Origin of the sequence: Thauera sp. SDU_THAU2, assembly GCF_038260575.1 — a bacterium.
In the GTDB taxonomy this organism is placed as follows: Bacteria; Pseudomonadota; Gammaproteobacteria; order Burkholderiales; family Rhodocyclaceae; genus Thauera.
Window position 1 is genome coordinate 2,718,087 of record NZ_JBBWUN010000003.1, and the last position, 19,309, is coordinate 2,737,395.

The following is a 19,309-nucleotide window of genomic DNA, read 5'->3' on the forward strand; positions in this document are numbered from 1 at the left end:
CTAGAAGCGGTAATTGAATTCGAGCCGCGCCGAATAAGCATCCCCGCCGCGCGGCGCATCGTCGTCATCGTCGCTGCGGAAGCGCGAGGACGGGCGGAACCAGCCGAGCGCGGCTTCCAGCTTGACGCGGTCCGACGGCCGCCAGCCCAGCACCAGGTCGAAGGCATCGCCGAGGTAGCGGTCGTCGCGCCTGTCTTCCTCCGGATCCAGCTCGGTCTCGCGCACCTTGCTGAGCACGTCCTGCCTGTAGCGGTGATAGACCAGGTCCAGCGACAGCTCGCGCCCCAGGTCCAGCCCCAGGCCGGCGGTCAGCACGTGCAGGTTGCTCAGGTCCGGATCGAGCGTTTCGCCGTAGATGTGGAACTTCGCCACGCCACCGAACGTGGCCTCGTTCGAATGCAGCCCGGTCTGGCGATAGGCGCCACCGCCGCGGTCGCCGCGCTCGGGATCGCCGCTGGCGTAGGCATAGCCCAGGGTCAGGCGCGGCCGCAGCGGCGCGGTGTCGAAGGCGTAGGTCACGCCCAGGTCGATGGCGTGGCCGTCGACGCGCTCGCCGCCGTCGCGGCCGCCGACGTGGGCCAGCTCCAGCCAGTGCCGCCAGCCCTTGTCCGGCGTGGCATGCGAGCGCAGGCCGACGTGGTTGAGCCAGGTCTCCTCCGCCGAGACGTCGTGCTGGCGCACCACGTAGGCGCCGATCTGCCAGTCCTTGACCCACTTCCGGTCCATCTCGTAGCGGCCGAAGGCGGCGATGAAATTGACCGGCTCGCCGTGGCTGTCGTTGTCGAGCAGATCACGCCGCCAATGGTCGACGCGGGCGACGAACAGCTCGCCTTCCCAGCGGCCGCGGTCGTATTCCAGATGCACGCCGTCCAGGTTCTCGTCCATCAGCCATTCGCGCTCGTCGCGCTGCAGCCAGCGGCCCAGCCGCAGCCGGGTGTCGGGCAGCACATCCTCGATGGCGAGATAGGCATGGGTCAGGTTGAGGCGGTTGTCGGTCTCGGTCGGCTCGCCGCGCTCGCGCTTGATGCGGCGGATCAGTTCGGTCTCGATCAGGCCCCACACCCTGCGCTCGGGGAAGAAGCGCGCCTGCAGCCGAAGCTGGGGCTCGTATTCCTCGGCGCGCTCGACACGGCCGCGTTCGAGCGTGAGATTGCGCTCGGCGGCGGCTTCGACGATCAGCGTGGTGCGCAGGTCGACGATCTTTTCGGCCTCGGCCGCGCCGGCGGCCGTGGCAAGCCAGCAAGCGCCGAGCACGGACAACAGGGCCGGGCGCATCATGCGGACGGCTCCGACCAGGGGGCGAGGCAGGCCTCGCAGCTTTCCAGCAACATCATCGTGGTATGGGTACGGTCCTCGAAGCGGGTGCTCAAATGGATGTGGCGGGCGAGCGAAAGCGTCGTGTAGCCGGCGATCGACGCCGCTGCCACGTCGGCCATGCCGGCCCGGTAGGCTTGGATGAAGGCGGTTTCATGCGCTGCCAGGGCGCCGGCGTCGCCGTGGCAGCGGATCGACTGCTCGATGAGGTGGGCGACGAAGTTGCCGACGTCCAGCGCGGGATCGCCCAGCGCATGCAGATCGAAGTCCAGCAGCACGATGGTTTCGCCATCCACCAGCACCTGGTCCGGATAGAAATCGCGATGCACGCCGCACGCCATCGCCGTCGGCAGCCCGTTCGCCAATCGTTCGCAGGCGCGGGCGACGGACTCGATGCGCGCGGCCAGGCCGGGCCGCGCCTGCGCGGCCAACGCCAGGCAGCGCCGCAGCATGGCCAGTTCGTCGTCGATGCTCCATGCGCGCGCCGGCCGCAGCGCCTGCCGGTGCAGCAGCGCCAGCGCCTCGCCGATGCGCCACGCGGCGCCGGTACCGGCCTCCGGCGCGAAGCAGCCCGAAGCCGGCTGCCCCGCCACAGCGCGCTGCAGCCACAAGGCCAGCTCGGGTACGGTGCCGAGCGGCTCGGGCACGACCACCGGCCCCCGGCTCAAGCCGGCCTGCCACAAAGTGCGCTGCGTCTCGTAGCCGCGGCGGTCCAGGCCCTTGGCGCGCAGCTTGCCGAGCACGCTCTGCGGCGCACCGCCCGACGGCGTGACGACATACTCGATCAGCGCCCGCCGCCCGGGTTTGAGCCGCCGGAGCACAGCCTGCAGCTCGCAACCGTCTTCCGCCAGCCCCAGACAGCGCGCCAAGTGCGGGCGCATCTGCGCGGCATCGAGCGCCTGCGCCAAGGTCGGCAGGCCGGCCGATGCCACTTCGCTCGGCAGCGCCGCCGCTGCAGCAGCCTCGGCGGCGAGTACCCGGGCACGGCCGAGCAAGCGCTCGAGCTGCTGCGGCCAGTCCCGGCCGCGCTTGCGGAAAGGCTCGGCCAGCAGCTTGAGCAGTTCGGCCACGCGCTGCCAGGGCAGCGCGGCCGGCAGCGCACCGGCCGCTTCGCAGTAGCCCGCGATGCAGGCAGCGGCGGCCTTGTCCGCCTGCGACCGGGTCAGCAGGCCTTCGATCACCTGCAGATCCAGCCGTGCACACAGCGAAGCGAGGTCTGCCGCCGGATCGCCCTGGCAGGCGCGGTCCCAGTCGATCACGGTCAGACGGCCGGCATCGGCGATCACCTGGTCGATGGAAAAGTCGCCGTGGATGAAGCACGGCGACAGCGGCATCGCCGACAGCGCGGCGAGGCTGCGCTCGGCAAGCTCGCGAGCGACTTGCGACTCCTCGGGGCACAGCACGCGCAGCGCAGCCACCGCCTGCTCGACGGCCTCGCGCTCGTCCGTCCGCTCGCGCCGCAGCGGCGCGGCGAGGCCGCTGCGATGGATGCCGGCAAGCACGGCGCCGGCGCCGCGCAGCGTCGCCGCGTCGGCTAGGCTGCCATCCTCGGGGCACAAGCTCCGGCCTTCGGTCCATGCGCAGGCGAAGACCTGCCGTTTGCTCCACATGCCCAACAGGCGCGGACCGCCCACCGCGGCGGCGAGCGCGGCATTGCTCAGCATCGTGCCGAAACCGTCCTTCGGGCAGGCACGCAGCACGGCCACCGGCCTTCCCGCCGACGATACGCGCGCGACCAGCCTGCGCTCGGGCTTGTAGCGCAGGATGTCGAGCACCGGCCCAGCCTCGCCATCCTCGCTGCATACGCCGAGCCGCGACAGCAGGTCGGCGAGCCTGGCGCGGTCGTCGATCAGGCGCAGCGCCCTGATCGAGCGGTCGTGGCGCAGCCGCAGCACCACGATGCCCGCCCCGGCCAGCATGCAGGGCGCATCGGCCCGGCCGGCGGCGATCTCGGCCTGCCATTTCGGCCGCGCCATCGCCTGCGCGTAGCGCGCCGCCGTCAATGCGCGCAACTGGAGCCGCAGCGGCGCCCCATCCTGGAACTGGACGCAGACACCGGCGGTGCAGCTGACGCCGGGCTTGTAGCGCAGATAGTCGACCACCACCCCGCTGGCCGCGGCCAGCTCGGGCAGGCCGCGCAGCAGCACAAGCAGCCGCGCCTCGTCGAGCAGCACGGCGAGGCCGGGCAGCGCGGTGTCGCGCGCGGCGATGGCGGCATCGGCGTCACAGTGCATCGCAGGCCTCGCTTGCCGCCTGTTCGTCCCGCCGGCCGCGCCAGAGCGCGGCGAAGCGCCCGCCACGGGCGATCAGTTCCGCCGGCGCGCCCTGTTCGACCACGCGCCCGCCATCGAGGAAGACGATGCGGTCGGCTTCGGCCGCCAGCATCGGGTCGTGGGTGATGGTGAAGGTGGTCCGTCCCTGGGCCAGGTGGCGCAGTGCGTCGATGACGATGCGCTCGTTGTCGCGGTCGAGGCCGACGGTGGGTTCGTCGAGCACCACGATGGCGCTGTCGCGCAAGGCGGCGCGCGCCACCGAGATGCGCTGGCGCTGGCCGCCCGACAGGGTCGCGCCGCGCTCGCCGATCACGGTGTCGTAGCCCGCCGGCAGCGCCATGATGAACTCATGGGCATTGGCGAGGCGCGCCGCCTGTTCGACCTCCTCCTGCTCGACCGGCCTCAGCGCCGCGAGCGCGATGTTGTCGCGCACCGTGGCGGCGAACAGCAGGTTGTCCTGCGGCACCAGGCAGACCTGGCGGCGCAGGCTGGCGACGGTCAGCTCGCGCAAGTCGTGGCCGTCGACTTCGATCGCACCGCTGCTCGGGTCGTACAAGCGCAGCAGCAGGCTGCCGATCGTCGACTTGCCGGCGCCCGAGGCGCCGACGAGGGCGACGTGCTCGCCCGGCCGCAGCTCGAGCTCGAAGCCGTCGAGCACTTTCGCGCCGCCGGCGGCATAGGCGAAATCGACCTGCCGGAAGCGCACCGCCCCCTTCAGCCTGCCGGCTTCGATGGCGCCCGGGCGGTCGGTGATCTCCGGCGTCTCGTCGAGCACGTCGGCGATGCGCTCGCCGGCCGCCAGCGCCTTCGACAGGCGGCTGGCGTACTTCGCGTATTCGCGCACCGGACGGAAGGAGTTCTTCAGATAGGTGACGAAGACCAGCAGGTCGCCCGGGCTGAGCGCGCCGGCCAGCACCTGCCGCGTGCCCTGCCACAGCACCAGCGCGGTCGCCACCGCCACCAGCAGGTCGACGCCGCGTTCGAGCCCGGCCGACAGGCGCTTGGCGCGCACGTCGGCCTGCTGGCTGTGCTGGTCGGAGGCACCGATGGCTTTCGCGATCGCCGGCTCCAGCGACAGCGACTGCACGGTGCGGATCGCCGCCAGCGCCTCGCCGGCGGTGGACGCCATCGCGCCGTCGCGCTTGCGCTGGGCGCGGCTCGCTTCGTGGATGCGGCGGCCGCGACGCACGGTCGCCAGCAGCAGCACCGGCACCGGCAGGATCGCCACCAGCGCGAGTTGCCAGTTGAGCGCCAGCATCACCGCCAGCATGCCGCCCAGGATCAGCAGGTTGGCGCTCATCGGCATCAGCGCGGTGACCATCGCCTCCTTCAGCATGCCGACGTCGTTGACCAGGCGCAGCGTCAGGTCGCCGCTGCGGGCGCGGTGGTGGAAGGCCAGCGACAAGCGCTGCAGGTGGGCGAACAGGTCGATGCGCACCCGGCCGAGGATGCGGTTGCCCGCCAGCGCGAAGCCGATCGTGCTGAGGTAGGCAGATCCCGCTTTCAGCGCGGCGATGGCGATCACCGCCGCGGCGCACACGGCGAGCGCGATCATCGGATCGAGGCCGGCCAGCAAAGCCGGCGGCTTGCCGGCCACCAGGCCGTCGATGATCAGGGCCAGCGGCCAGGGTTCGAGCAGGCGCATCGCGGTGGAGAACACCAGCGCGGCGGCGGCGCCGGACAGCAGTGGCCGATGGCCGCGCAGATAGGGCCCGAAGCGCCGTGCGATGCGCAGCAGCGGCGTGCTCATCGGCCCCGCCCTTGCGCCATCGCACCGCAGGCGATCGCCAGCAGGCGGCCGACGACCGCATCCCAGCTGTGCTCGCGCTCGACCTTGCACCGGCCCGCGCGGCCGAGCCGCAGGCAGCGCGCGGGGTCGGCCAGCAGCCCGGCCAGCGCGGCGGCGAGCGCATCGGCATCGTCGGGCGCAACCAGCATACCGTCCTCGCCGTCGGCGACGACCGTCGCCAGGTGGCCGACCGCGCTCGCCACCACCGGCAGCCCGGCGGCCATGTATTCATAGATCTTCAGCGGCGAGAAGTAGAAGTCGTCCAGCGCCGGATAAGGCGCGACGGCGACGTCCATCCGCGCCAGCCAGTCCGGCACCGCGGCCGGCTCGACCGCGCCGGCGAACTCGACCATCGCCGCTACACCGGCGGCTTCGGCACCCGCCGCCAGCGCATCGCGCTCGGGGCCGTCGCCGACGAGCAGCAGGCGGGCATCGACGCCATGCCGGCGGCGCAGGCGGACGAAGGCCTCCATCAGCACCGGCAGCCCATGCCAGGGCTTCAGCGTGCCGAGGAAGCCGATCACCGGCGCCTTGCCGGCATTGCCCCGGCCGCGGCCGGCCGCCGCGGCGGCGAAGCGTGCCGGGTCGACGCCATTGGCAACGACATGGACACGGCCGCGCGCAGCCGGCTGGCCTTCGAGATAGGCCGCGACGCCGGGCGACACCGCGACCAGCGCGCCGGCCGCGCCGAACACCGACTGCGCGATCCGCAACGCCTCGTCTTCGAGCACCAGGCCGCGATACCTGCGCTGCTCCTCGATCAGCGGCGCGTTGACTTCGAGCAGCCCCGGGCAGCCGGCACGCCGCGCCCAGACCATGCCGGCATCGCTCCACAGCGAATAGCGTTCATATACCAGCTCGAACGGCCCCGCCGCCTCCAGCGCCGCCATCACCGCGGCATTGGCGTCGAGCGCGGCGCGGGCACGGGCGAGCGGCTCGCCCTTGGGCAGCGGCGGCAGCTCGACCACGCGCAGGCCGGCGAGATCGGCCGGCGGCTCGCCGCCGATGCGGCTGGCGAACAGCACCGGCTCGGCAGCCGCCCGCCGCAGGCCGCGCAGCACTTCCTGCACATGCACCGATGCGCCCTTGGTGCCGAACACCGGAATGCCGGGGTCGGCGCAGACGTAGGCGATCCGCATCAGCAGGCCCGCCCGTGCCGTCCGTCCCACGCGCGCCGGAACAGCTCGCGCTGAACGGCGGCGTTGCGGTGGATGTCGTAGTCGGCCTCGATCAGCCGGCGCGCACTGGTCGACAGGCGCTCGCGCAGCGCCGGATCGCCCAGCAGTTGCTCGATCGCGTCGGCCAGGGCACGCACATCGCCACCTTCGATACACAGCCCGGTATCGCCGTCGCGGACCAGTTCGGGAATGCCGGCCACCCGGGTCGAGATGCAGGGCGTGCCCAGCGCCATCGCTTCGAGCAGCACCGTGGGCAGGCCGTCGCGGTCGCCGTCGGCGCTGACGACGCAGGGCGCGGCCAGCAGCGCCGCTTCGCGCAGCGCCTGCTGCACTTCCGGCTGCGGGCGCAGGCCCGGCATCGACAAGCGATCTTCCAGCCCCAGCGCCGCGCGCTGCGCTTCCAGTTGCGCCCTGAGCGGGCCGTCGCCGATCAGCGTGCAGCGGCACTCGACGCCGCGCGCCTTCAGCACGGCCAGCGCCTCGAGCAGCACGTCGAAGCCCTTCTTGTCGACCAGCCGGCCCACCGCCAGGATCTCGTCCGCCCGGGGCGGCGGCGGCTGCCAGCGGAAATGGGCGAGATCCAGGCCGTTGTACAGGCGCAGCGTGCGTTCGGCCGCCGTGCCGTAGCGTTCGCGCAGGTAGGCGAGGTTGTAGTCGGAGACGGTCACGGTGCAGGCGGCATCGCGCATCTTCAGGTCGAGCCGCACCGGCTCCTCGTATTCGTAATAGATGTCCTTGGCGTGGGCGGTGAAGGTGTAGGCGATGTCCGCGAAGGCGGCGGCGAGACGGGTGACGGTGGCGGCCTGGGTGCCGAAATGGGCATGCAGGTGCTCGATGCCCCGCGCCTTCGCTTCGAGCGCGAGCTGGATCGCCTGCCCCACCAAGTCGCCGGCGACCTCTTCCGCCGGCGCCATCCGCTCGGCGAAACGCGGCAGCTCGCGGCAGGCGCGGACGATGAGCTGCCACAGCGCGTCGCCGTTGCGCAGGCGGTGCTGCAGCCGGGTGACCGGCGCGCGCACGCGCGCGATCGCATCCTGGAAGTGCGTTTCCTCCACCGGGCCGAGGGCGAAGATGTCGATCTGCGCGCCCGCTGCCTCGTGGGCGAGGATTTCATTGACGACGAAGGTCTCGGAAAAGCGCGGATAGCGCTTCAGCACGTAGCCGAGACGCGGGATGCTTTCAGGCGGCATGGCAGATGTCCTTGGGTGAAGCGCTGATCAGTTCCGCGGCCAGGCGGCAGAACCGGTCCAGTCCGTTGAAATCCAGCAGTTCGCGGGCGGCGGGCGGCTGCCGGCCGTGCGCCAGCCAGTGGCTCATCGCCTCGGCGCCGAGATCGTCCGGATGCAGGCAGTCGACCAGGCCCAGCGCGGCCAGCCGGCTGCTGCGGATCCATTGTTCCTTGCGCGGCACCACGCGCGGCACCAGCAGCGCGCGCTTGTTCAGCGCGAGGATCTCGATGGTGGTGTTGTAGCCGCCCATCGACACCACCGCGGCGGCATCGCGCATCAGCGCCAGCGGGTCGGCGACGAACTCCAGCACCGACATCCCGGGGCGCTCGGCCGCCAGTTCGCGCAGCCGTTCGCGGGACGCGGCGGGCATCATCGAGCCGGTGACGACGATGCCGCGGTGCCCGGGCGGCAGAGTCGCGCGCACGAAGGCCTCGGTCAGGCGGAAGCCGTCCTGGCCGCCGCCGACCATGCACAGCACGAAAGGCTCGCCCGCCCGAGCCGCCGGCAGCTCGACATGGGCGCAGTGGTCGAGATAGCCCAGCGCGGTGATCTTGCGCCGGACGTCGGCATCGAAGCCGCAGGCTTCGGCGGTGTCGTAGACCTTGTGGTCGCCATACACCCAGACGGCATCGTAGAACTCGCGGATGGCCTGGAAGTTGCGATGCTTGCGCCATTGGCGCAGCACCGCGGCCGGCGTGTCGAGGACGTCGCGCAGGCCGAGCACCAGCCGCGTCGGCATCCGGCGCAGCATCGGCAGCACGCCGTCGAGCTCGTTCATCGCGCCGCGCGGCACGTTGTCCACGACCACCAGATCGGGTTCGAAGCGGCGCAGCGCGGCGGCGATGGTCTCGCCGCGGAGGGCGACCAGGCGGTCGATGTCGCCACCGAGGGCGCGCGGCACATAGCTGCCGTCCGTCTGCTTGCGGTAGGCGGGCAAGGTGATGCTGTCCACGCCGGGCGGCAGTGCGAAGGCGCCGGCCTCGCGGATGCCGGAGACCAGCAGGATCTGCGCCTGCGGCTCGGCCGCCGCCAGCGCGCGCGCCAGCAGGATGTTGCGCCGGATGTGGCCGAAGCCCATCGTGTCGTGGGAATAGAGCGCGATTCTGGGTCCGGCATGGGACGGATTCATGGCAAAGCTCCACAGTGAGGCCAGCCATGCATCCGGACTGGCGGAACGGGCGGCTGCCCATTACCCATCCAGTCTAGGAATCCGAATCTGAACGTCGCATGACGCGGCCGTTCACGCTTCGTTCACACTTTCTTCACACGGGCCGGCACGCTTGCCGCCGGCATCCCTACATCGGCAACTGCAGTTCGACCCTCAGGCCCCCCAGTTCGCTCGACTCCAGGCCGAGCGCTCCGCCATAGGTCTCGGCAATGTCGGCCGAAATGGCCAGCCCGAGGCCCGAGCCCTCCACGCTCTCGTCGAAGCGCTGGCCGCGCCGCAGGCGCTGCTCGATCTGCTCGCGGCTCAGGCCCGGGCCATCGTCCTCGATACGAATCGACAACATCCCGGCTTCGGCACGCGCCCTCACCCGCACCTCGCTCCTGGCCCACTTGCCGGCGTTGTCGAGCAGGTTGCCGAGCATCTCCTCGAAGTCGGTCGGCTCCCCGCGCCACATCAGCGCGGCCGGCACGTCCATGTGCCAGACCAAGGCATGGGCCTGGTGCAGGCGACGCATCAGCACCAGCAGCGCCGTGATGCGCTCCTGGACGGAGATGCGGCGCATCTCGCCCGAACCGCTGCCGGCGCGTGCCAGGTAGCGGTCGATCAGGCGCGACATGGTGGCGACCTGGCTGCGCAGCAGTTCGCCGTCGTTGCCGGCATGCGCCAGCAGGGCGAGCGGCTTCTTGAGCGCATGGCTGAGGTCGGCGGCATGGGCGCGCGCGCGGCCGACGATGCGCGCGTTGCGCGTCAGCACTTCGTCCATCTCTTCGGCCAGCGGGTCGAGATCGGGACCGTAGCCGCGCCCGATCCGCTCCGCCGTGCCCTGGCGGACCCGGGACAGGGCCGTATGCAGGCGCCGCAGCGGCGACAGGCCGAAGCGGATCTGGATGAGCATCAGCAGGATCAGCGACACGACCAGGCCGGCACCGGTTGCGACCAGGATACGGTCCAGATAGGCGAGCTCGCGCTCCGTTTCCGCCGCCGGCCCATACACGTGCAGCAGCGCCCGGTGCTCGTCGGCGCCCACCTCGCGGACGATGCCGAACAGCCGCTCGCCGCGCGGCCCGGTCAGGCGCTGCAGGCTTTCGCCATGTCCGCTCGGCAGCGCCTTGGCGGTTTCCAGCCCGCTGTCCCACAGCGAGCGGGAACGCAGCAGGCGCGTGCCGTCCTCCAGTTGCCAGTACCAGCCGGAAAAGATGCGGCTGAACTCGTCCGTGCCGCGGTACTGCCCCTGCACGAGGGCCCCGTCGGTGCCGGAAACGAAGTTCGCCCCGATGCGGTCGGCATGCTCCTGGAGGCGCAGCACCATGCCGTTGTAGAGCGTGTCATGCACTTTCTGCCGCAGCACCCAGCCGCCCGCAGCACTCACCAGCATGGTCGCCGCGGTGCCGATCAGCAGCAGGCGGCCGCCGAGCCCGATGCGCCTAGCCATCGCCGCCACTGTCGTCGGCGAGGCGGTAGCCGCGCCCGCGCTCGGTATGGATCAGCGGATGGCCCAGGCGCCGGCGGATGCGGCCGATCATGACGTCGAGCGTGTTCGAGTCGGGATCGAGGTCGCGGGCATAGACGTGCTCGGCGATCTCGCTGCGCGACACCACGCAGCCGTGGCGCTGGATCAGGTAGGCGAGGATCAGTTGCTCCTGCGCGGTCAGCACCAGCGGCCGGCCCTCCAGCATGAAGCGATCGGCGTTGCTGTCGTAGCTGAGCGGGCCGACGGTGATCAGCGGATGGGCATGGCCGCGCGCGCGCCGGGTCAGCACGCGCAGGCGCAGGGCGACCTCCTCGTGCAGGAAAGGCTTGGTCAGGTAGTCGTCGGCGCCGGCGTCGAAGCCGGCCAGCTTGTCGCTCCAGCGCCCGCGCGCGGTCAGGATCAGCACCGGCATGTCGCGCCCGTGCTCGCGCCAGCTGCGCAGCACCGACACGCCATCCAGGCCGGGCAGCCCGAGGTCGAGCACCGCCGCGTCGTAGGCTTCGGTGCAGCCCATGAAATCCGCCTCGTTGCCGTCGCGGGCGATGTCCACCACCATGCCCGACAGGCGCAGGTCCTCGGCGATCCGGTCCGCCAGCTCGGCGTCGTCCTCCACCACCAGCACGCGCATTATTCGGCGCCCTCCTGGCGCAGCAGCTCACCCGTCAGCGCATCGACATGTATTTCGATCTTGCGGCCATCGGCCAGCAGGACTTCGACCTCGTAATAGGGCCGGTCGTCCTTGCCGAATTCTAGCTCGGCCTCGAGGATGACGCCGCGGTAGAGCGCGAGGATCAGGTCGAGCACGTCCGGCAGGGGCTTCACCCATTGCAGGGTGCCGGAACGCAGTTCGCTGCCGGGAACGATCTGGCCGCTGCGGGCATCGACGAGCAGCTCGACCTGGCGCCCGCCCGCCTGGGCGATACGCACCTCATAGACCGCGGGCTCGCCGGGGTTCTGGTCCAGCTCAACGTCCAGCACGTGCCCGGGGTAGCGTTCGAGAACCGCGCGCAACACCTGCGGCAAAGGCATCACGACCGCGATTTCCGCCGCGCGATCGTCGAGCACGAGGCCGGTCACGGCGTCGACCTGGACTTCCTTGCGGCGGCCGTTCTCCTGCAGGATCTTGATCTCGTAGATGCGGCGGCCAGAGGGGTCGCGGTCGAGTTCGACGTCCAGCACCTTGCCCGGATAACGCTGCTGCACCCGGCTCAGGATGTCGTTCAGCGACATGAGCCGCCCGGCCTCGACCGCACGGCGCACCATGTCCTGCTCGACCGCAGCGGCAGTCGGCGCCGCAAGCAGCAGCATCGTGGCGAACAGCGACAGGCGGCGAGACAGAATCATGGCGGACGTGAATGTGCGAGCGGGACATCGTGACACGCTTCACTGCACAGCGCATCACTGCCGGCATCATCCACCGACACGGGTGAACAGCATGTGAACGCCGCGAGGCTGCCGCCCTGCCCGCCCTCAGTGCCCGTCCGGACGCACGTTCTTGCCGTCGTCGTCGGGCTCGATGCCCCAATCGCCGTACAAGTACCAGTCCTCGCCCAGCACTTCGGCCGGATGCATGGTGCGTCCCGAGCCGTTGCCACAGCCCAAGGCATCGACCGAACAGTACTTGTCGCAGCCCCAGCAGATCCGCTCGGGATGCTTGGGATGGAGGGGAAACTTCTTGGCCATGGGTCGTCCTGCCACGGATGCCGAACACAATACCCGAGCAATTTACTCGGGTTAATCACCCCCGGCCTTGACCTCCATCAAGCCTCGCGCCCGCCGGCGCGACATGCACCCGGCGGAACTCCGACGGCGGCATGCCCTGCCTGCGCGCGAAGAAGCGCGAGAAATAAGCCGGGTCGCGAAAACCCAGCGAATAGCCGATGCCGGTGACGTCGAGGTCGGAGTAGGCCAGCAGGCGCCGCGCCTCCAGCAGCAGGCGCTCGTGGATCAATTCCTGCGCGCTCACCCCCGCCTCGCGGCGGCAGCTGGCATTGAGCTGCTGCGGCGACACGCCCAGGCGCCGGGCGTAGAAGCTGACCGGCTGCCAGTCGCGGAAATGCCGCTCGATGAGGTCGTTGAAACGCTCCACGCGCTGGCGCATCCGCTCGCGCGAGCCGCGCGTCTCCTCGCCCGGCACGGTGCGCGCGAGCTCCACCACCACCAGGCCGAGGATCGCCATCAGCATGCTGATGCGCCCCGGCTGATGCCCGGCGTATTCGCGGCCGAACTGCTCGAAGCGCAGGCGCATGCGCTCGGCGTCCGCCTCCCCGGCGCTCAGCGGCAGATAGCGCAGCGTGTCGAAAGCCGGGCGCAGCTCGGCCGAAAGTGCAAGCAGCTCGCCCAGCAGCGCCTGCGGCAGCGTAACGATGCAGCCGACGATGCTGGGCGAGAAGCGGAAGCCATGGACGTGCCGCGCCGGCACCATGACGAGACAGGGCGGCGCCAGCGGCAGGGCGCGGGTCTCGAAGCGCATGCTCGCGCCGCCCGACTGCAGGAACACGAGCTGCAGCAGGCTGTCGTGGCTGTGCGGGGTGATCTCCCAGTCGTACAGCGCGCTGCGCGCGGCGATGGTCTCGTAATGCACCGGCTCGGGCGTGGGCCACAGCTCCTTTTCGCCGAACAGCTTGTAGGTGGGAATGCCGGCCTGTTCCATATGCCTCTTCTCGATCCGTCCGCGGACAGTCCGGCAAGCTTGCCACGACTTTCCAAAAGTACAAGCATTTCAGGCCTGGAATTCAAGCGGAGCAGACCATCGGGCGCTACAGTCGGCAGTGCTTCACCACGACACAAACTCCAAAGGAGAGGGACTCATGCAAACACAAGTCGGCATCATCGGCGGCGGCCCGTCGGGGCTGTGCCTCGCCCGCCTGCTCAGCCTGTCGGGCATCAAGAGCGTCATCCTCGAGCGCCAGACCCGCGAATACGTCGAGGCACGCATCCGCGCCGGCATCCTCGAGCAAGGCATGATCGACCTGATGCGCCGCGCCAAGGTCAGCGAACGCATGGACAGGGAAGGCCTGGTGCATGACGGCATCGTGCTGACCTTCAACGGCCGCGAAGAGCGCATCGACATGAAGAAGCTGACCGGCGGCCATCAGGTGATGGTCTATGGCCAGACCGAGCTGACCAAGGATCTGTACGACGCGGTGCTGAAGGACGACAACATCACCGTCATCTTCGAAGCCCGCGACGTGCATCCGAAGGACTTCCTCGAAGGCAGACCGCAGCTCGACTTCATCAAGGACGGCCGGCAGATCGCGCTGGACTGCGACTTCATCGCCGGCTGCGACGGCTACCACGGCGCCTCGCGCGCCTCGGTGCCGCGCGGGATGATCACCGAATACGAGCGCATCTACCCCTTCGGCTGGCTGGGCCTGCTGTCCGACACCCCGCCGGTGCACGAGGAACTGATCTACGCCAACCACAAGCGCGGCTTCGCGCTGTGCTCGCAGCGCTCGCACACCCGCAGCCGCTACTACCTGCAGGTGGGCCTGGACGAGAAGGTCGAGGACTGGTCCGACGAGCGTTTCTGGGAGGAACTGAAGAAGCGCCTGCCCGGGCACATCGCCGACAAGCTGGTGACCGGCCCCTCGCTCGAGAAGAGCATCGCGCCGCTGCGCTCCTTCGTCACCGAGCCGATGCGCTTCGGCAACATGTTCCTGGTCGGCGACGCCGCCCACATCGTGCCGCCGACCGGCGCCAAGGGCCTGAACCTCGCCGCGTCCGACATGTACTACCTGTCGACCGCGCTGATCGCACACTACACCGAAGGCCGCGACGACCTGCTCGACCGCTACTCCGAAACCGCGCTGCGCCGCGTCTGGGCCGCGGTGCGCTTCTCGTGGTGGTTCACGTCGATCATGCACAAGTTCAACGACGATCCGATCGAGCACAAGATCCAGCTCGCCGAGCTCGACTACCTGATGGGCTCGACCGCCGGCCAGACCACGATCGCCGAGAACTACGTCGGCCTGCCCTTCGACCCGAGCTTCAAGTAGAACGGCAGAGCTCCGGCGCCCGGCGCCGACATGTGAAACGGGCGGCTCCCGCCGGGGAGGCCGCCCGTTTTTTCACCTGCCGGCAGCCGTCGCTGCCGGCAGCCGGCTCACTGCTTCATGCTCTCGACCAGGCCCATCGCGATCCCCGGATAGGCGATCACCAGCCCCAGCACCGCCAGCATGGCCAGCACGAAGGGCAGGCTGGCGGCGAACACCTCGGTCATCGGCCCCACCCGGACGCCGTCCATGCGGGTGCGCAAGCCCTGCATCACGAACAGGTTCATGCCGACCGGCGGCGTGATCAGCGACAGCTCCACCAGGATCACCGCCAGCACGCCGAACCACACCAGGTCGACGCCCGCCGCCTTCAGGATCGGCAGCAGGATGGGCAGGGTGCAGACGATCATCGCCATGCTTTCCATGAACATGCCCAGCACGATGAAGATCAGCGCGATGATCAGGATGAGCTGCAACTGGCTCAGCCCCAGGCCGGCGATCCAGTTCGAGATCGCTGCCGGCACGCCGCCGAGCGACAGCACGAACTGCAGCACGAAGGCGCAGGCCACCACCAGCAGCACCATGCTGGTGGTCGACGCGGTGGCCAGGAACACTTCACGCAGCATGGCGCGATTCACCCGCCCCTTCAGCGCTGCCAGCAGGAAGGCGCCGACCGAGCCGAAGGCCGCCGCCTCGGTCGGCGTCGCCACCCCGGCGTAGATCGTGCCCAGCACCAGCCCCATCAGCACGATCACCGGAAGCACCGCCGCCAGGCCGCGCAGGCGCGCACTCCAGCTCACCTTCCGCGCCAGCCGCGGCGCCTTGTCCGGTGCGATCAGCGCGACGGCGAGGATCACCAGCATGAAGGCCGCCATCATCAGCAGCCCGGGCACCACGCCCGCCATGTAGAGCTGGGCGATCGAGACTTCGGCCATGATCGCGTAGATGATCATGATCACGCTCGGCGGAATCAGGATGCCGAGCGTGCCGCCGGCGCTGATCGAGCCGACCGCGAGCTTTTCGTCGTAGCCGTGGCGGCGCATCTCCGGCAGCGCCACCGCACCGATGGTCGAGGTCGTCGCCACGCTGGAGCCGCAGATCGACGAGAACAGCCCGCAGGCCAGCACGTTCGAGTGCAGCAGCCCGCCGGGCACGCGCCCCATCCACTTCGACAGGATGTCGTACAGCTCCTCGGTCACGCCGCTGCGCAGCAGCAGTTCTCCCATCAGGATGAACAGGGGCACGACGATCATGCCGCTGTTGCTGAAGCTGTTCCACGGAATCTGGCCGAAGAAGCCCGAGATGTCGCCGATGTGCAGCGCGCCGGTGAGCGCCGCGGTCAGCCCCAGCGCACTGGCGACGTGGAAGCTCAGCGCGAACAGGCTGAACAGCACCAGCAGGGAAGTGGCGATGATGGCGGCCATGTCAGATGCCCCCTCCTTCCGCGGGGATCCTCGTGGCGCAGGATCGCCGCCAGCAAGGCGATCGTCGCCGTCAGCGCGAAGATCAGCATGCCGAAGGTCGACACCGCCTGCGGAATGTAGAGCTGCATGTCGATGATGGACTGCGGCAGCGTGGCGCCGATCTCCCAGGACTCCATCGTCATGACGTAGAAGGCGTAGACGAGCAGCCAGCCGAGCAGCGCGAGTCCGCTCAGCGCCAGCACGCCGAAGACGTGTTTCAGCCGCGGCGGCAGCAGCGGCAACAGCACGTCGGAGCGCACATGCGTGCCCGCATCGACGCCGAGCGCCAGCGCCCAGGTCGCGCCCAGCGCCAGCACCATCGCGGCGATCTGGTCCGACACGCCGGTGAAGGGGCCGCCCAGCGTGCGGCTGAGGGCGTCGCCGGTCATGTAGAACGCCAGCAACAGGAACAGCAGGCCGCTCACCCAGGCCATCCATTCGGCCAGGCGAGCCAGCAGGGTTCGGAACGAAGTCACGGCAATCCCCTGTGCGAAAGCCCCCCGGGACGGCGCGCGGCCGGCCCGGGCGGCGCGGGTGGACGGGATCAGCTCAGGGTGTAGCCGACGATCGGAGCGAGGAACTCGTTGAAGGCGCTCTTCGCCTTCGGCCCGGCGCGCCCGGCCCACCAGGGCACGATGTTCTCCGCCGACAGCCTGGTGAGCTGGGGCACCCATTCCGGCTTGGCCTCGCGCGTCAGCGTCATGCCCTTCTCCAGCGCGTATTCGAAGCCGAGCGTGTCGTTGTCGCGCCCCAGTTGCCAGCCCAGGTCGGTCAGCTCCTTGCCGACGTCGGCGAACAGGCCGCGCAGGTCGGCGGGCAGCTTCGCCAGGCTGCGCGAGCCGATGACGATGTAGGAGCCCATCGGCGGAATGTTCACGTTGGTCATGTAGCGGGTGACTTCCCACAGGCTGCTGGCCTTGACGTGCTCGGTGCCGGTAATGGCGCCGTCGATGACGCCGCGCTGCAGCGAGGGGTAGACGTCGGCCGTGGTCATGCTCAGCGGCTCGGCACCGAGCGCGGTCAGGAAACGCGCCTGGGCCGGGGCGAAGACGCGGATCTTCCTGCCCTTGAAAGCCTCGAGCGTATCCAGCGGGAACTTGGTGTACATGAACATCGTGGACCAGCAGAAGGAACTGACGATGCGGCCGCCGATCACGCTTTCGTTCTTCGCCACGACGTTTTCGGTCCATGCGTCGTAGAGCTGGCGCGACTGGTCGAAGCTGGTGGAAATGCCCGGCAGGTCGCAGGCCTCGATCAGCGGGAAATCGCTCGCCACGTAGCCGGGCAGCACCTCCGCCATGTCGATGACGCCGCTCTTGAGCACGCGCAGCATCTCGGGCCCGCCCAGGCCCAGCTCGCCGATGGTGGTGATCTCGATCGCCAGGCGGCCCTGGCTGCGCGCCGCGACCTGCTCCTGCAGCCACAGCCATTTCTTGTACGACTCGCCGTTGCGATGCTGCACCACGGCCTTCAGGGTCGTGGCCTTGCCCTGGGCCAGGCTGCTGCCGGCAAAGCCCGCCGTGGCGGCCGCTGCGGCCACGCCGCCGCAGCCCTTCAGGAAACGCCGGCGGCCCGGCCCGGTGTTCGTCGTGGGCAGTGAAGCTCGAATCATTGTCTCTCTCCATCTGGTTTTGATAAGACCGGCACCCGCACGGGCATGCCAGGAACGCACCGGACGCACCCCGCCCGTCCCGCGCGAATGCGAAGGGCCGGATCCGCTCCGGGGAAACCAATCAAACGAATCAATAGGTCGCGCGGCCGCCCGACAGGTCGAACGTGGCGCCGGTGGTGAAGGAACACTCCTCCGACGCCAGCCAGGCCACCATGTTGGCGACCTCCTCGGGCAGGCCGGGGCGGCCCATCGGCACCTTGGCCAGCATCGCGGCGCGCAGTTCGGGCGACATCTGCTCCACCAGCGCCGTCTTGACCGCCGCCGGCGCCACCGCATTGACCCGGATGCCGGTACGCGCCAGTTCCTTGCCCTGGGACTTGACCAGCGCCATCACGCCGGCCTTGGCCACCGAGTAGGCCGCCTGGCCGGCGTTGCCTTCCTTGCCGGCGATCGACGCCAGATGGACGATGCGGCCGTAGCCGCCTTCCAGCATCGGCCGCACGACCGCGCGCGAGAACAGGAAGGCGCTGCGCAGATTGATCGCCAGCGTGTCGTCCCACGCGGCGACGGCGGTTTCATGCACCGGCGACGACGGCCCCGTGACCCCCACGCAGTGGACGAGGATGTCCAGCCTGCCGAAATGCCCGACGACCCGGCCGACCGTCCAATCCGTCTCGGTCTCGACCACCGCATCGCAGCGAAGCGCGAGCACGCCGGGGCAGGCCTCCTTCAATTCGGCAGCCAGCGCCTCGACCCGCGCGAGGTCGCGATCGGCCAGCGCCAGCGCCGCGCCGGCCCGCGCCAGGCGGTGCGCGATCGCACTGCCGATGCCGCCGCCGGCACCGACGATCAGCGCAACCCTGGGCTGTCCGCCGGCCGCACTCATGCCGACACGCTCCGCGCGGCGCCGGCCGCCTGGTCGCAGGCCGCCTGGTAATGGGCGATCGTGCGGGCAATGCCCTGCGCCAGCGAGGTCCGCGGGCGAGCGGGGAACAAGGCGTCGAGTTCGGCTTCGCTCTGCCCGACCGCGATCGGCAAGGGCGCGCCGGCGGCGCTCAGGCGGGCGCCGGGCACCCGTTCGCGGATCGTCGCCATCACCTCATCGACGCTGGCTTCCTGGCCGACGATGTTGCACACCCGCGCGCCTTGCGGCCGGTCGATCACGGCCTGGACGAAGGCCGCGGCGACATCCTCCACGTACACCAGCCCGCTCGCGCCGGTGAACGGGATGACGTAGGGCTCGCCCCGTGCCGCCGCCCTGCACGCCAGCGTGGGGCCGGCGCTGGCACCGGTTTCGCGCCCCGGGCCATAGACCACGAAGGGGCGGAAGCCCACGCTGGAAATGCGATGATCGTTCCAGTAGGCCCGCGCCGAACCCTCGCAGGCCAGCTTGAACGCGCCGTAGTGGGTCGCCGGCGCCGGCACCTCGCCGCTGTCGGGGCCGAACACGCCGGCGCTGCCGGCATAGGCCACCGACGCAATGCCGTGGTGGCGGGCGGCCTCGAACGCATTCAGGGTGCCGATCAGGTTGATCTCGGCGCCCAGCACCGGCTTGGCCGCGCAGGCGGGCGTCAGCACGCCGGCCAGGTGGATGATGCCCTGGCAGCCTTCGGCGGCCAGCCGCACGTCGTCGGCATTGCGGATGTCGCCGACGACCCAGACCAGATCACGCGCCGTGCGCTGCCCGGCAATTTCGGCGATGCGGTCGCGATTGTTGGTGATGTCGAACACGCGCGGCTCCATCCCGGCGTCGACGAGCCGGCGCACGATCCAGGCGCCCAGGAAGCCGCTGCCCCCCGTGATGAGTATCTTCATGC

General features: G+C 70.1%; 17 protein-coding genes. 1 reads left to right on the top strand and 16 read right to left on the bottom strand.

From position 1 onward, the window contains the following. From AAFL97_RS14280 to AAFL97_RS14330, 11 genes are all read right to left on the bottom strand, one after another. On the bottom strand, positions 1-1,278 hold the full coding sequence (locus AAFL97_RS14280; protein WP_341645476.1) for an alginate export family protein: 1,278 nt from the start codon (positions 1,276-1,278) through the stop codon (positions 1-3). Beyond that, complete coding sequence (locus AAFL97_RS14285; RefSeq protein WP_341645477.1) at positions 1,275-3,548, bottom strand: aminoglycoside phosphotransferase family protein; 2,274 nt, start codon at positions 3,546-3,548, stop codon at positions 1,275-1,277. Before AAFL97_RS14285 ends, AAFL97_RS14280 begins: the two co-directional genes overlap by 4 nt. Continuing rightward, positions 3,538-5,337: an ABC transporter ATP-binding protein gene (locus tag AAFL97_RS14290; protein ID WP_341645478.1), complete on the bottom strand. Its 1,800-nt coding sequence runs from the start codon at positions 5,335-5,337 to the stop codon at positions 3,538-3,540. The genes AAFL97_RS14285 and AAFL97_RS14290 overlap by 11 nt, the downstream gene beginning before the upstream one ends. After that, entirely contained in the window at positions 5,334-6,515 is a 1,182-nt protein-coding gene (locus tag AAFL97_RS14295) for a glycosyltransferase family 4 protein (RefSeq protein WP_341645479.1), read from the bottom strand. Before AAFL97_RS14295 ends, AAFL97_RS14290 begins: the two co-directional genes overlap by 4 nt. Further along, complete coding sequence (locus tag AAFL97_RS14300) at positions 6,515-7,744, bottom strand: glycosyltransferase (RefSeq protein ID WP_341645480.1); 1,230 nt, start codon at positions 7,742-7,744, stop codon at positions 6,515-6,517. The genes AAFL97_RS14295 and AAFL97_RS14300 overlap by 1 nt, the downstream gene beginning before the upstream one ends. Then, positions 7,734-8,912 carry a glycosyltransferase family protein gene (locus AAFL97_RS14305; protein ID WP_341645481.1) on the bottom strand — a complete coding sequence of 393 codons (1,179 nt, stop codon included), beginning with the start codon at positions 8,910-8,912 and terminating at the stop codon, positions 7,734-7,736. The genes AAFL97_RS14300 and AAFL97_RS14305 overlap by 11 nt, the downstream gene beginning before the upstream one ends. 166 nt (positions 8,913-9,078) lie before the next feature. Next, positions 9,079-10,383 carry a sensor histidine kinase gene (locus AAFL97_RS14310; RefSeq protein WP_341645482.1) on the bottom strand — a complete coding sequence of 435 codons (1,305 nt, stop codon included), beginning with the start codon at positions 10,381-10,383 and terminating at the stop codon, positions 9,079-9,081. Then, a complete protein-coding gene (locus AAFL97_RS14315) occupies positions 10,376-11,050 on the bottom strand; it encodes a response regulator transcription factor (protein WP_263459813.1) in 675 nt (224 codons plus the stop codon). The genes AAFL97_RS14310 and AAFL97_RS14315 overlap by 8 nt, the downstream gene beginning before the upstream one ends. Then, entirely contained in the window at positions 11,050-11,766 is a 717-nt protein-coding gene (locus AAFL97_RS14320; RefSeq protein ID WP_341645483.1) for a PepSY domain-containing protein, read from the bottom strand. The genes AAFL97_RS14315 and AAFL97_RS14320 overlap by 1 nt, the downstream gene beginning before the upstream one ends. Positions 11,767-11,892: 126 nt before the next feature. Then, entirely contained in the window at positions 11,893-12,105 is a 213-nt protein-coding gene (locus AAFL97_RS14325) for a DUF3079 domain-containing protein (protein WP_341645484.1), read from the bottom strand. Positions 12,106-12,160: 55 nt separating this feature from the next. Then, positions 12,161-13,075: a helix-turn-helix domain-containing protein gene (locus AAFL97_RS14330; protein WP_341645485.1), complete on the bottom strand. Its 915-nt coding sequence runs from the start codon at positions 13,073-13,075 to the stop codon at positions 12,161-12,163. Positions 13,076-13,232: 157 nt separating this feature from the next. Between AAFL97_RS14330 and pobA the strand changes: the two genes are divergently transcribed. Beyond that, positions 13,233-14,420 (top strand): 4-hydroxybenzoate 3-monooxygenase, encoded by a 1,188-nt coding sequence (gene pobA, locus AAFL97_RS14335; RefSeq protein ID WP_341645486.1) that lies wholly within the window; start codon positions 13,233-13,235, stop codon positions 14,418-14,420. 107 nt (positions 14,421-14,527) lie between these two features. Here the strand turns inward: pobA and AAFL97_RS14340 are convergent, their stop codons facing one another. The 5 genes from AAFL97_RS14340 to AAFL97_RS14360 form a co-directional block, all read right to left on the bottom strand. Continuing rightward, the gene (locus AAFL97_RS14340) at positions 14,528-15,841 is read right to left on the bottom strand and encodes a TRAP transporter large permease (protein ID WP_341645487.1); all 1,314 of its coding nucleotides are present in this window, start codon (positions 15,839-15,841) and stop codon (positions 14,528-14,530) included. Further along, positions 15,787-16,356, bottom strand: a complete 570-nt coding sequence (locus tag AAFL97_RS14345) for a TRAP transporter small permease subunit (protein WP_341645488.1) — start codon at positions 16,354-16,356, stop codon at positions 15,787-15,789. The genes AAFL97_RS14340 and AAFL97_RS14345 overlap by 55 nt, the downstream gene beginning before the upstream one ends. A 68-nt stretch (positions 16,357-16,424) precedes the next feature. Continuing rightward, the gene (dctP, locus tag AAFL97_RS14350; RefSeq protein ID WP_341645489.1) at positions 16,425-17,492 is read right to left on the bottom strand and encodes a TRAP transporter substrate-binding protein DctP; all 1,068 of its coding nucleotides are present in this window, start codon (positions 17,490-17,492) and stop codon (positions 16,425-16,427) included. Between the two features lie 130 nt (positions 17,493-17,622). Further along, positions 17,623-18,378 carry an SDR family oxidoreductase gene (locus tag AAFL97_RS14355; RefSeq protein ID WP_341645490.1) on the bottom strand — a complete coding sequence of 252 codons (756 nt, stop codon included), beginning with the start codon at positions 18,376-18,378 and terminating at the stop codon, positions 17,623-17,625. Then, a complete protein-coding gene (locus AAFL97_RS14360; RefSeq protein WP_341645491.1) occupies positions 18,375-19,307 on the bottom strand; it encodes an NAD-dependent epimerase/dehydratase family protein in 933 nt (310 codons plus the stop codon). The genes AAFL97_RS14355 and AAFL97_RS14360 overlap by 4 nt, the downstream gene beginning before the upstream one ends. Positions 19,308-19,309 lie beyond the last annotated feature (2 nt).

Excerpts from the sequence above, each read along its gene's own strand:
- AAFL97_RS14355 (WP_341645490.1), bottom strand. The coding sequence starts at position 18,378 with ATGAGTGCGGCCGGCGGACAGCCCAGGGTTGCGCTGATCGTCGGTGCC.
- AAFL97_RS14325 (WP_341645484.1), bottom strand. The coding sequence starts at position 12,105 with ATGGCCAAGAAGTTTCCCCTCCATCCCAAGCATCCCGAGCGGATCTGC.
- AAFL97_RS14285 (WP_341645477.1), bottom strand. The coding sequence starts at position 3,548 with ATGCACTGTGACGCCGATGCCGCCATCGCCGCGCGCGACACCGCGCTG.
- AAFL97_RS14360 (WP_341645491.1), bottom strand. The coding sequence starts at position 19,307 with ATGAAGATACTCATCACGGGGGGCAGCGGCTTCCTGGGCGCCTGGATC.
- AAFL97_RS14320 (WP_341645483.1), bottom strand. The coding sequence starts at position 11,766 with ATGATTCTGTCTCGCCGCCTGTCGCTGTTCGCCACGATGCTGCTGCTT.
- pobA (WP_341645486.1), top strand. The coding sequence starts at position 13,233 with ATGCAAACACAAGTCGGCATCATCGGCGGCGGCCCGTCGGGGCTGTGC.
- AAFL97_RS14315 (WP_263459813.1), bottom strand. The coding sequence starts at position 11,050 with ATGCGCGTGCTGGTGGTGGAGGACGACGCCGAGCTGGCGGACCGGATC.
- AAFL97_RS14280 (WP_341645476.1), bottom strand. The coding sequence starts at position 1,278 with ATGATGCGCCCGGCCCTGTTGTCCGTGCTCGGCGCTTGCTGGCTTGCC.
- AAFL97_RS14300 (WP_341645480.1), bottom strand. The coding sequence starts at position 7,744 with ATGCCGCCTGAAAGCATCCCGCGTCTCGGCTACGTGCTGAAGCGCTAT.
- AAFL97_RS14340 (WP_341645487.1), bottom strand. The coding sequence starts at position 15,841 with ATGGCCGCCATCATCGCCACTTCCCTGCTGGTGCTGTTCAGCCTGTTC.
- AAFL97_RS14305 (WP_341645481.1), bottom strand. The coding sequence starts at position 8,912 with ATGAATCCGTCCCATGCCGGACCCAGAATCGCGCTCTATTCCCACGAC.
- AAFL97_RS14310 (WP_341645482.1), bottom strand. The coding sequence starts at position 10,383 with ATGGCTAGGCGCATCGGGCTCGGCGGCCGCCTGCTGCTGATCGGCACC.
- AAFL97_RS14330 (WP_341645485.1), bottom strand. The coding sequence starts at position 13,075 with ATGGAACAGGCCGGCATTCCCACCTACAAGCTGTTCGGCGAAAAGGAG.
- dctP (WP_341645489.1), bottom strand. The coding sequence starts at position 17,492 with ATGATTCGAGCTTCACTGCCCACGACGAACACCGGGCCGGGCCGCCGG.
- AAFL97_RS14290 (WP_341645478.1), bottom strand. The coding sequence starts at position 5,337 with ATGAGCACGCCGCTGCTGCGCATCGCACGGCGCTTCGGGCCCTATCTG.
- AAFL97_RS14295 (WP_341645479.1), bottom strand. The coding sequence starts at position 6,515 with ATGCGGATCGCCTACGTCTGCGCCGACCCCGGCATTCCGGTGTTCGGC.